The following is a 12,000-nucleotide window of genomic DNA, read 5'->3' as shown; positions in this document are numbered from 1 at the left end:
CCGTTACGGCAGATTCTGCCTCACTGCCCTGCCCGCTGTAGCATTTCTCATTATTTACCTGACGTTATGATCGATTACCGCCGGCTTGCATAAGGCTGCTTTACGGCGAGTTCGTCACCCGCAACGCGATTAATGACGGCTAACCACCCCTTCTGACAGTAAAGATTTTCTTAACATAACTCAGTACAGCAAACTCTTCCTTAAAGCCGTACTGCTCAGATTTCCCGCTTCGTTAGCGCGAAAAATCAGCAATCACAGATTCTTCACCAATCTCTGCAACAAACCCGCTAAGCTTGGGGCAAATTGCGGAAAAAAAAGGAAGGAGAAACCATGCCGACACTACGGAAAAACCTGACCAGCCAGCAGGCGCTGGATGAACTTGAACGCCTCTACGACAGTGCCGTTGATGCGCTGCGTGCGGCGATTAAAGCTTTCACCGAAAATGGCACGCTGCCGGATGAAGCCGATCGGGCAGCGGGACTGTTTGTCTACCCTGAGCTGCGCATCACCTGGCACGGCGAAGGCCCGCAGCAGAACCGCACGCGTGCCTGGGGTCGCTTTACCCACACCGGCAGTTACAGCACCACCGTCACCCGCCCGGCGTTGCTGCGTCACTATATTGCGGAACAGCTGGCAATGCTGGAGAAGGAGTATCAGCTGGAGATTGACGTGGTGCCGTCCAGCCAGGAGATCCCCTATCCTTACGTGATCGACGGCTCCGATCTGTCACTGGATCGCACCATGAGCGCCGGTATTGCACGCCACTTCCCGACCACCGAGCTGTCACAGATTGGCGATGAGACCACCGACGGTCTGTTCCACGCTGACGCCAAATTCCCGTTGTCGCATTTTGACGCACTGCGCACCGACTTCTCGCTGGCCCGCCTGCGTCATTACACCGGCACCAGCGTGGAGCACTTCCAGCCGTTTGTGCTGTTCACTAACTACACCCGTTATGTTGACGAGTTTGTGCGCTGGGCGATTGAGCAGGTACGCGATCCCAATACCCCTTACGACAGCCTGGCCTGTGCCGGCGATGTGGTGCTGACCCCGGACACCGCCGACAGTGAGTCGATGCTTTCTGATCTAGCGTGGAAGAAGCACCAGATGCCAGCCTGGCATCTGACTTCGCCGAATCGCCGTGGTATTACGTTGATCAATATCGGCGTCGGCCCGTCGAATGCTAAAACCATCTGCGATCATCTCGCAGTAATGCGCCCTCACGCATGGCTGATGATTGGTCACTGTGGCGGTCTGCGTGAGAGCCAGCGAATTGGCGATTACGTGCTGGCCCATGCCTATCTGCGTGACGATCACGTGCTCGACAGCGTGCTTCCGCCAGATATTCCAGTGCCTAGCATTGCCGAAGTGCAGCGCGCGCTCTACGACGCCACAAAAGCCGTGAGTAATATGCCTGGCGAAGAGGTGAAGCAGCGTCTGCGTACTGGCACCGTGGTGACCACTGACGATCGCAACTGGGAGTTACGCTACTCCGCGTCGGCTCTGCGCTTTAACCTGAGCCGCGCCGTCGCAGTCGATATGGAGAGCGCCACTATTGCCGCGCAGGGTTATCGCTTCCGTGTGCCGTATGGCACGCTGCTGTGCGTTTCAGATAAGCCGCTGCACGGCGAGATTAAGCTGCCTGGTCAGGCGAACCGCTTCTACGAAGGGGCGATTTCGGAGCATCTGCAGATTGGTATTCATGCGGTTGAGTTGCTGCGCGCCGAGGGTGATAAGTTGCATTCGCGTAAGTTGCGGACGTTTAATGAGCCGCCTTTCAGGTAAGTTTTTCGCCGCTGGCGAGGGGGGAAATGTTCGCTGCGCGAACGGGCTTGCTGCGAAGCTGAGGCTGGTGTTAGTTCGCTGCGCGAACGGGCTAAAGTGCACGCAGGTGCCTGAGGTGTTCGCTGCGCGAACAGGGCTATGAGAAGGTTTCGTTCGCTTGGTGGGCTGTCATGTACCTGGTGTTCGCTGCGCGAACGGGGCTATGAGAGGGTTTCGTTCGCCTGGTGGGCTGTCATGTACCTGGTGTTCGCTGCGCGAACGGGGCTATGAGAAGGTTTCGTTCGCCTGGTGGGCTGTCATGTACCTGGTGTTCGCTGCGCGAACGGGGCTATGAGAGGGTTTCGTTCGCCTGGCGGGTTGGGCAGTTTCAGTCACGCCTCTGCAGGCGACCAACAAGGGGGCGCCAGTCGCCGCGCCCTCTTGCCCCCGGGCTCCGGCCTGCTTCACCGCCGCTTCGCGGTCCCTTCGCTTCTTCCGGATTTCTTACGGACCGGCGGGACGCGCCATCCCTGGCGCGAACCCGCCTCTTCGCGGCATCCCTGCCGCTCGTCCTGAAATCCCTCATCCGCTCAGCGGCTCTGACGGCCTCCTTCCCCGCTTTTATCTCTTCTTTTTGTGCTGGGTACGTCATCGCTGTAAGTCTGAAGGATTATCTGTGGCTCTCTGCCTGGCAGGAAGAATGGCCTTCTACCCTATTCGCTGGAATCTCTTATTTTTGTGTTGGGTATGTCATCGCTGTAAGTCTGAAGGATTATCTGTGCCTCTCTGCCTGGCAGGAGAAATGGCCTTTCACACCACGCTCTGTTGTCTCTTCTTTTTAATGCTGCTGCATTGCCGCTGATAGTTTTCAAAATTAGCTTCGGTTTTCAAACCACCAGACAACGCTGTGTCCGATAAAAACCAGGATATTAAAGGCGGGGGTTTACCAGAGGCATCCGAAGCGCTGAGGAACAACCGGAGGCCAGGATGAGCCGACAGGACGTCGGCGAAAGGACGGCTCGCGCCACGGATGGCGCGTCCGGACGGTCCGCGGGCCGCAGGGCGTGACGAAGGCACCCCGCAACGCGGGGCGCGCAGGCTGCCGGACGCCGGGATTGTTAAGGGGCGGACGTTCGCCCCTTGACGCGTCCGCCTGCACGGGCAAACTGAAACTCCCCACCGCCTGGCGGGCGTAATCCGCTCAGTGGGCAGGCACCGCGCAACGTAACCTGTTTAAACCAGGCCCGCAGAAAAGCGTTACCCGCTCATAGCCGGCCCGCTGCTAAGCGCCCCCCCCACCGCAACGCGGCAAATCAGGCACTTAACCATCCCAGCTTAATCACAAACAGAATCGACAGAATCACCAGCGCCGCATTTATCTCTTTAACACGACCGCTCAGCAACTTCACCAGCGTCCAGGTAATGAAACCAAACGCAATGCCATTAGCAATAGAATAGGTCAGCGGCATGGTCAACGCAGTCACAGTGACTGGCGCAGCGGTAGTAATATCTTTCCAGTCAATATCAGCCAGACCGGATGTCATCAGCACAGCCACAAACAGCAGCGCAGGTGCGGTGGCATAGACCGGCACGCTGGAAGCCAGCGGTGAGAAGAACAGCGCCAGCAGGAACAGCACACCCACCACGATCGCCGTCAGGCCGGTACGGCCTCCTGCACTCACACCCGCCGCCGATTCCACATAACTGGTGGTGGTCGAGGTGCCGAGCAGCGAACCAAACAGCGCAGCGGCACTGTCGGCAATCAGCGCACGGCCCATCTTCGGCACGTTACCCTGCTCATCAGCCAGACCGGCACGTTTGGTCACGCCCAGCAGTGTGCCCGTGTTATCAAACACATCGACAAACAGGAAGGCAAAAATCACGCTGACCAGACCAACGTTAAATGCCCCGGCAATATCAAGCTGCAAAAAGGTCGGTGCAATCGATGGCGGTGCAGAGAAAACGCCCGCGAACGGTGACAGGCCAATGCCCATGGAGATAAAGGTCACCAGCAGAATGCCGATCAGCACCGCACCGGTTACGCGGCGTGCTTCCAGCACCACGATCACCACAAAGCCCAGCATCGCCAGCAGCGGGCCGGGTTTAGTCAGATCGCCAATACCCACCAGCGTCGCCGGGTTATCAACCACGATGCCTGCCCCTTCCAGCGCAATAATTGCCAGAAACAGCCCGATACCAGCGCCAATTCCGGCACGCAGCGGCAGCGGAATGCTGGCAATAATCCACTCACGAATCTTAAACAGTGACATCGCGAAGAAAATTACCGCCGAGAGAAACACCGCACCCAGCGCAATCTGCCACGTGTAGCCCATATGCAGCACCACGGTATAGGTAAAGAAAGCGTTCAGTCCCATACCCGGCGCCAGCGCAATAGGATAGTTGGCAATCAGCCCCATCAGCACACAACCAATCGCCGCCGCCAGACAGGTCGCGACAAATACCGCGCCCTTATCCATGCCGGTTGCGCCCAGAATGCTCGGGTTTACAAACAGAATATAAGCCATCGCCAGGAAGGTGGTGATCCCGGAGATAATCTCGGTACGAACCGTCGTGTTATGCGCTTTGAGTTTGAATAGTTTTTCTAACATCATCATCTCTCGATACAGGAGACAGGAGTCTCACTTGCCAAAGGGGTTTGCATGCTGATTTATTCTGTTTCCGGGACATTGCCCTGGCCGCTGCATACTTGCTTGCCAGAACCACCTGAAATCCCTGTGTTACCTGTTGCCCTAAGCAATTGCCATGCCACCTGCCGACGCAATCGATTACCTGGCAGAGCCGGCCACTCCTAAGAAGATTCCGAATCACAACAGGGCGCGATTATGGTGCAATGCACCGATTCCGCGCAATCGTTTTCCTGCGGCAAATACGTCACCCTGAAAAACTCTGCGCCAGCGCACGCTTCCGCACTCTCACAGGCGAAGCTGGTCACGTTTCAGCACGCTGCCTCAGCAACCATTTCTGGCCTGTGTAGACTCCAGAATTAACTCCTTCGTAACATTGAGGCCGCGCCATGAAGCCAGCGATTTTGGTGGTGGATGATGATCCTGCTGTCTGCGACGTCCTGCAGGATGCGTTAAGTGAACATCTGTTAACTGTCTACAGCTGTCATCAGGGACGCGAGGCGCTCTCCATGCTCAGCGAACACCCGGAAATTTCGCTGGTGATGCTGGATATGATGTTGCCCGATACCAACGGATTGCTGGTGTTGCAGCAGCTCCAGCGTCAGCGGCCGGACGTGCTGGTGATTATGCTGACGGGTATGGGTTCGGAAGCGGAGATGGTCGTGGGTCTGGAGATGGGCGCAGATGACTATATTGCCAAACCTTTTAATCCACGCGTGGTAGTGGCGCGCGCCCGTGCAGCACTGCGTCGCAGCGGACGCATTGCGCAGGCTCACCCCGAACAGGCGGGCTGGCGTTTTGGCGGCTGGCAACTGGACGATGGCCGCTGCCAGCTGTTTAATCCGCAGCATGAACTGGTGCCGCTGACCCAGGGAGAATACAGCCTGCTGCACGCGCTGGTGCGTCATGCTCGCAAAGTACTGACCCGTGATCAGTTGCTGGAGCTGACCCACAGCGAAAGTCTGGACGTATTTGACCGTACTATCGATGTGCTGATCATGCGACTGCGCCGCAAAATCGAAACTAACCCGCATCAGCCCGACCTGATTCGCACCATTCGCGGGCTGGGCTATGTCTTTTCCGCTGACGTGATGAAACCCGAAGCGGCGCTACGCGCCAGCCAGATCGCCTGACTCCCTTTACCCGGCCTGCATTCCGCTGGCCGGTACTCATCCCTCATAACTTCCGCCATAGACGCGTGGCACCAGATCGACCTGCGCCTCTCCGCTCTGAATGACGGTGAGAATCGTTTCAGCCACGCGCTGCGGCGTATGCGCAATTGCGGCGCTCTGCTGTGCCTGCGCAATCGCAACGTCCTGTCCCGATTTCACCGACTGGTAAAATTCCGAGGTGGTCATAAATGGATAAACAACAGACACCGTTATCCCGGCGTCTGCCAGCTCCAGCCGTGCCACGCCGGAGAGCATATTCAGTCCCGCTTTGGAACTGGTATAGGCCGCCGATCCCGGCCAGGTTGCCAGGGTCGCACCGGAACTGACGTTGATAATGCACCCCGCGCCCTGCGCCCGCATCTGCGGGATCACCGCCTGCATCATCATCAGCGGCGCGATCAGATTCAGGTCGAGCAGCGCTCTGAACTCGCTTGCAGCAATCTCCTCAACCGCCGCGAACAACCCCTGCCCGGCATTGTTGATTAACACATCAATCCGACCAAAGCGTGCTATCCCCTGCCTGACAGCATCTGCAATCTGCTCTGGTTGCGTCACATCGCAGGCCACAGCCAGTGCTTTGCCTGATTCTCCCACAAGGGCAACCAGGCGGTCTTTGCGTCGTGCCAGTAAAATAACCTGCGCACCCGCCTCCAGCGCCGCACGCGCGGTGGCTTCTCCGATGCCCGACGATGCGCCGGTAATCATGATCACGGCGTTCTCAATTCTCATGTCATCCCCTCCAGTAAAATGGTCAGAGAGCGAGAATAATCCTCAGCCGATTGTGCGGCGGCTGTAATCCTGCCTAAAATTTGCCTGTTACTGCTTTTCTCACTCTGCACGCGGCAACCGCCGGAGAGGTGTCCCATAAACAGGCTTGATGCATTAAGAGATGAAATGCTGGCATGCACGGCTGATGAACTCACTGCGACGGCGATTCCGCGCGTGGATCTTTACCGCGTCAGTCAGCCGATGCCCCTGCCGCCGGAAATCTATTCGCCTTTCGTCAGCCTGATCCTGCAGGGAGAAAAAAGGCTGCAGATGGGCGAACGCTCTCTCCGCTATTCCGCCGGAGAGATGTTCACGGCGTCGTTCGACCTGCCCGCCACAGGCGAGATTACAGCGGCCAGTGAAACCTCCCCTTATCTGGCGGTGCGCCTGACACTGGATTTCACTGCTATCAGTGAACTGCTGCATCAGATGCCCATGATCGATGCGCCCAAAACAAAGAGTGGCATGTCAGTCAATCGGGTGGATGAGGCGCTGGCGGATGCCTGGCTGCGGATGGTGCGCCTGATAGCAAAGCCTGGCGAGATTAGGGTGATGGCGCCGTTAGTGGAGCGCGAGATTCTTTATCGGCTGTTGCTGAGCCCACAGGGCGGTTTACTGCGTCAGGCAGCAGAGGTAAACGGACATTTCGCGAAGATCAGAAAGGCGCTGGACTGGTTGCGCACACACTATGCCACCGCATTTCGTATGGAGGATCTGGCGGCGATTGCGGGCATGAGTCTCTCAGCTTTTCATCGTGGTTTCCGGGCCAGCACCGGACTTTCCCCGCTGCAGTATCAAAAACATCTCCGGCTTTACGAGGCACGCAAGGCGCTTATGTTACGCCCCGGTAATGTCGCCGCTGTTGCGGCAGATGTGGGTTACGAAAGTCTGACGCAGTTTACCCGTGAATATGCACGCCTGTTCGGTGAGCCGCCCGCCCGCAGTATCAGAAAATTCAGGCTGAATAGCGCTGAACACCTCGCGAAATCATTGACGTGAACACACCGCACGCTCAGCGCGGCCTGCCGCCGTGAGGCCGGCAATGTTGCACTGAGATTGATAGAAAAGAGTCAGGCAACGAACGCAATAAATGCAGCTCAGAGAAAGGCATGCGCATAGTCATTACACAGCAGCCAGCGCGGCGCTTCATCCTCATCCAGCGGGTTGAAACGGGCCAGCGGTGTCAGAAATACATTGTCGTGTTCGTCATCATTGGGCATCGACACTTCGCCCACCAGCACGTCACCAAAGCCGCTTTCGCCCCAGAAACTGTGCCAGATACCCGCCTCCAAGGTCACACTTTCACCCGGTGAAAGCCGCAGCTGTGTTCCGGCCGCATGGGTCTGTCGCATGCCATCCAGTGATACTTTTACCGGTGAGTCACCCAGGCTATCACCGTCGCGGTTATGCAGCTCAACAATCAGGTTGCCACCACCGCGATTGATGATGTCCTCCATCTTGCGCGGATGGTAGTGCATGGGTGTCAGTTGCCCTTCACGTACATGCATAATTTTTTCAGCGTAGGGTTTATGCCAGGGCTGTCCGCCAGGGGAGCCATTACGCAGAGTAAACAGCGTCAGCCCGGTCTGAAAAAAATCAGCCTCACCAAAACTGGTGAGATCCCAGCCCAGCCGCAGCGCCAGAATCTCCTGTATCACTTCACGATCCTGCGCGCGCCACTGACTGATGCTGTAATCGGCCCAGGGCGGAAGATGCACATCCTGCTGCCGGAAAAATTCGCGGGTATGTTGCAGGTAGTCGTTAACCTCTGAACGTTGCATATTGGCCTCCTGAAAGCGGCACCTGAAGGTGCTAACAAAGTCTGGCCTGGTTAGCGGTAAGACCGAGCCTGCGAAGGGAACACGGTCAGATCGGAAAGTCGCTTAAACCATCCCTGGACGCTCGGCCCGCGTGATTACGCACCTCATCCCTGAGGTGCGCCCGTGGCCGGGCCAACGCTCTGCGTTGTTCAAAAACGCTCCCTGCGTTTTTGTCCCTGCAGCGGGACGCTTTCCTCCTCTGCCCGTGTTACCTGCGCAATAAAATCATGCGTTGCTGCCAGATTCAGTCTGCAAGCCGTTTGGAGGCGGCACCTGAAGGTGCCGCACTAACGCTTATTTCACCGTCCAGCCCTGATAGCTGCCGATATTATTACGATCGATCAGCTTCACCGGGATCAGCACAGGTTTATCCGGCGCCGGTTTGCCCTGCAGAATGTCATAGCCAATCTCAACCGCTTTGGCGGCCATTACCTGCGGGTCCTGAGCTGGCGTGGCGACAAACAGTGAGTTTTTACGCTTCAATGCCTCTTCCCCGTCCGGCGATCCATCGACGCCCACGATAAAGAACTCGCTGCGCTGCGCCTGTTTCGCCGCTAAATCCGCACCGATAGCCGTCGGGTCATTGATGGCAAATACCGCATCAATTTTCGGATTAGCCGAGAGCAGACCGGTCATGACTTCCAGTCCGCCTTCACGACTGCCTTTGGCGTTCTGGTTGTAGGAGAGCAGCTTAATGTCCGGATGGGTTTTCAGCTCGTTCATGCAGCCTTCCACACGGTTCTGCACGGCAGAGACAGGCGGTCCGTTAATGATCACCACATTGCCTTTGTTCTTCAGACGGTCAGAGATATATTTACAGGCCATTGCGCCTGCCTGGGTGTTATCGGAGGTGATGGTCGCATTCGCGCCATCGGCTGCCACGTCGACTGCTACCACCACGATACCGGCGTCACGCGCCCGTTTAACGGCTGGGGCGATCCCTTTTGAATCGGCGGCGTTGAGGATAATCATGTCGACTTTCGCCGCAATAAAGTTATCAATCTGGCCGACCTGCTGACCAAGATCGTACCCGCTGGAGACCAGCGTGACGTTAACCTTATCGCCCGCCAGCTGACGCGCCTTCATCTCTGCGCCTTTGGTGATCTGCACGAAGAAGGGGTTAGCCAGATCGCCGACCGTTACGCCGATAGATTTGAGTTCTTTTGCCTGAGCCAGGCCGGTGCTGAACAGCGTTGCCGCCAGCAGCCCGGTTACAATCGGATTAAAACGCATAGACCTTCTCCTGCTGTTTTCAAGGTGCCAACCGCTTAATGGCGTTTTTTAGGTGGCGGAGGCCAGATAACGCATCCGCCCTTTTAAGCCTCAACTCACATGATGACGGGTACGGTATTTGTCGATCAGGACGGCGATGATGATAACTGCGCCTTTGATCACCAGCTGCCAGAAATAGGAGACGCCCATCAGCGTCATGCCGTTATTCAGCGTGGCGATAATCAGTGCGCCAATCAGCGTGCCGGTGATGGTGCCGATACCACCGACAAAGCTGGTGCCGCCGAGGATCACCGCCGCAATCGCATCCAGCTCATAACCGACGCCCAGGTTGCCGTTGGCGCTGTAGAGCCGCGAGGCACTCATCAGACCGGCCAGCCCCGACAGCAGGCCACTCATGCCGTAGACAAACAGCAGCACGACGCCAACCTTGATGCCCGTCAGGCGTGCAGCCTGGATATTGCCACCGACGGCGTAGATATGGACGCCCAGCGTGGTGCGACGCAGGATGAACCAGCAGATGGCAATCACCGCAAAGGCAATCACAATCAGCCACGGCACCGGCCCGAGATAGCCGTTGCCAATCCATTCAAAGTTAATATCGGAGTTGATCACCGTGGTGCCGTTCGCCAGCAGATACGCCGCCCCACGCAGCGCGGTGTAGGTACCCAGCGTGACAATAAAGGGGGGCAGTCCGGCCCAGGCGACCAGGATGCCGTTGAACAGCCCCATCACCAGACCCGCGCCCAGCGCTATCGGAATGGTCAGCGAGGCGAGCATCGGGTCAAGCGACGCCACCAGCGCCACCACCGCCGTGGTGCCCAGCATCGACCCCACCGACAGATCGATACCGCCGGTGAGGATGACGAAGGTCATGCCCGCCGCCAGCACAATGTTGATCGACGCCTGACGGGTAATGTTGAGCAGGTTGGCTTCAGTAAAAAAGTTTGGCGTGACGAAACCAAATACCGCCACGATCAGGATCAGAATCGGCAGGATACCCACCGTTTGCAGCAGATCGCCCATCAGGGCGCGTTTCAGCGTCGGCGCTTTGGTGCGGGCCAGTTGTGTCATGGTGGTCTCCTTAGATTTCGCCTGTTGACGCGCTGTGCGCACCGGTTGCCAGCGTCATAATATTTTCCTGACTGATGTGGCTGCCCTCCAGCTCACCGACGATGGTGCCTTCGTGCATCACGTAAACGCGGTCACTCATCCCGACCACTTCCGGTAGTTCGCTGGAGATCATTAAAATCGCCACGCCCTGCCGCGCCATCTCCTGCATCATGCGGTAGATCTCGCTTTTAGCGCCGACATCGACGCCGCGCGTCGGCTCATCCAGAATCAGGATGCGCGGACCAATCGCCACCCAGCGCGAGATCAGCAGCTTTTGCTGGTTGCCGCCGGACAGGCCGCCCGCCCGGACCTGAGCATGCGGAACACGAATATTGAGTGAGGCGATCGCCTCATTGGCGATGGTCTGCCCTTTGCGTCGGTTGAGCATCCCGTAACTGGCGTCACGTTCCAGCGTCGCCATCACAATGTTTTCCTGCGCGGCCATCTCCAGAAACAGTCCCTGCTCTTTGCGGTTCTCGGTGAGGAAGCCGATGCCGCGCGCAATCGCATCACGCGGCGAATGAATGGTGACCTTCTCACCGTCGATCCAGATCTCGCCCTCTTTCGGCTTATGTACGCCGAAGATCAGCTGCGCCAGTTCGCTGCGACCGGCGCCTACCAGCCCGGCCAGCCCGACAATTTCTCCGGCCCGCACTGCCAGACTGCTGGGATGCACTTTGCCGCCATCAGTAAGGTGATTCACCGCCAGCCGGATGTCGCCTAAAGGGATCGCACGGTCTTTGTTAAACAGGTCGCTGAGCGGGCGTCCGACCATCATCCGCACCAGTTCACTGGCGTTAAGCTGGTCACGGGTCAGGCTGCCCACATATTGCCCATCACGCAGCACGCTGACGCGATCAGACAGCTCATACACTTCCGCCATGCGATGGCTGATGTAGATAATCGCCATGCCTTCGCTGCGCAGCCGTTTGATTAGTGCAAACAGCTGTTCGGTTTCGCGGTTAGAGAGCGCGGCGGTCGGCTCATCCATTACCAGAATGCGGCTGTTGCGCTGCAGCGCACGGGCGATCTCCACCTGCTGCTGCTCGGCGATGCTCAGACGGCTGACTAAATCCCAGGCGCTGAACTGTGCGCCAAGCCGGTCAATGACCCGCTGCGCCTCTTCAGCCATCTGCCGCCGCTTTACCAGCCCGCCGGATGCAATTTCGCTACCCAGAAAAATGTTCTCTGCCACCGTCAGGTTAGGTGCCAGGTTGATCTCCTGATAAATCAGGGTAATCCCGGCAGCCAGCGCCTCTTTCGGCCCTTTCAGTGCCCAGGGCTTTCCTTCAATTAAAATTTCCCCGCTGCTGGCGGTATAGGCACCGGCCAGAATCTTCATCAGTGTGCTTTTACCCGCGCCGTTCTCACCCATCAGTGCGTGAACCTCACCGGGCCAGACCGTGAGATCGACACCCTTCAGGGCATAAAAATTGCCGAAGCGTCGGGTAATTCCCCGCATTTCCAGTATTGGTGTGGCTGTCATCG

The 12,000-nt window shown here is 57.6% G+C and carries 9 protein-coding genes; 3 read left to right on the top strand and 6 right to left on the bottom strand.

Annotated features, from left to right (window positions below; translation table 11 throughout):
• The first annotated feature begins 330 nt into the window (after positions 1–330).
• Complete coding sequence (locus P2R09_RS10020; protein WP_275769238.1) at positions 331–1,785, top strand: AMP nucleosidase; 1,455 nt, start codon at positions 331–333, stop codon at positions 1,783–1,785.
• Between the two features lie 1,292 nt (positions 1,786–3,077).
• Here P2R09_RS10020 and P2R09_RS10015 read toward each other — a convergent pair.
• Positions 3,078–4,376 (bottom strand): NCS2 family permease, encoded by a 1,299-nt coding sequence (locus tag P2R09_RS10015; protein WP_275770670.1) that lies wholly within the window; start codon positions 4,374–4,376, stop codon positions 3,078–3,080.
• Positions 4,377–4,798: 422 nt separating this feature from the next.
• On the opposite strand from P2R09_RS10015, the gene P2R09_RS10010 reads away from it, so the two are divergent.
• On the top strand, positions 4,799–5,542 hold the full coding sequence (locus tag P2R09_RS10010; RefSeq protein ID WP_003852465.1) for a response regulator transcription factor: 744 nt from the start codon (positions 4,799–4,801) through the stop codon (positions 5,540–5,542).
• Positions 5,543–5,578: 36 nt separating this feature from the next.
• Here P2R09_RS10010 and P2R09_RS10005 read toward each other — a convergent pair whose 3' ends face one another.
• The gene (locus tag P2R09_RS10005; protein WP_275769236.1) at positions 5,579–6,310 is read right to left on the bottom strand and encodes an SDR family oxidoreductase; all 732 of its coding nucleotides are present in this window, start codon (positions 6,308–6,310) and stop codon (positions 5,579–5,581) included.
• Between the two features lie 165 nt (positions 6,311–6,475).
• On the opposite strand from P2R09_RS10005, the gene P2R09_RS10000 reads away from it, so the two are divergent.
• Positions 6,476–7,348 carry an AraC family transcriptional regulator gene (locus tag P2R09_RS10000; protein ID WP_275769234.1) on the top strand — a complete coding sequence of 291 codons (873 nt, stop codon included), beginning with the start codon at positions 6,476–6,478 and terminating at the stop codon, positions 7,346–7,348.
• A gap of 98 nt (positions 7,349–7,446) precedes the next feature.
• Here P2R09_RS10000 and P2R09_RS09995 read toward each other — a convergent pair whose 3' ends face one another.
• The 4 genes from P2R09_RS09995 to P2R09_RS09980 form a co-directional block, all read right to left on the bottom strand.
• Positions 7,447–8,130, bottom strand: a complete 684-nt coding sequence (locus P2R09_RS09995) for a D-lyxose/D-mannose family sugar isomerase (RefSeq protein WP_275769231.1) — start codon at positions 8,128–8,130, stop codon at positions 7,447–7,449.
• 333 nt (positions 8,131–8,463) lie between these two features.
• Positions 8,464–9,402: an ABC transporter substrate-binding protein gene (locus P2R09_RS09990; RefSeq protein ID WP_003852461.1), complete on the bottom strand. Its 939-nt coding sequence runs from the start codon at positions 9,400–9,402 to the stop codon at positions 8,464–8,466.
• Between the two features lie 90 nt (positions 9,403–9,492).
• Positions 9,493–10,473, bottom strand: a complete 981-nt coding sequence (locus tag P2R09_RS09985; protein WP_275769227.1) for a ribose ABC transporter permease — start codon at positions 10,471–10,473, stop codon at positions 9,493–9,495.
• Between the two features lie 10 nt (positions 10,474–10,483).
• Positions 10,484–11,998, bottom strand: a complete 1,515-nt coding sequence (locus tag P2R09_RS09980) for a sugar ABC transporter ATP-binding protein (RefSeq protein WP_078805179.1) — start codon at positions 11,996–11,998, stop codon at positions 10,484–10,486.
• Positions 11,999–12,000 lie beyond the last annotated feature (2 nt).

Origin of the sequence: Pantoea sp. Cr_R13, assembly GCF_029222565.1 — a bacterium.
GTDB lineage: Bacteria > Pseudomonadota > Gammaproteobacteria > Enterobacterales > Enterobacteriaceae > Pantoea > Pantoea eucalypti.
The sequence above is the reverse complement of the archived record's forward strand: the minus strand, read 5'-3'. Positions and strand labels throughout refer to the sequence as shown.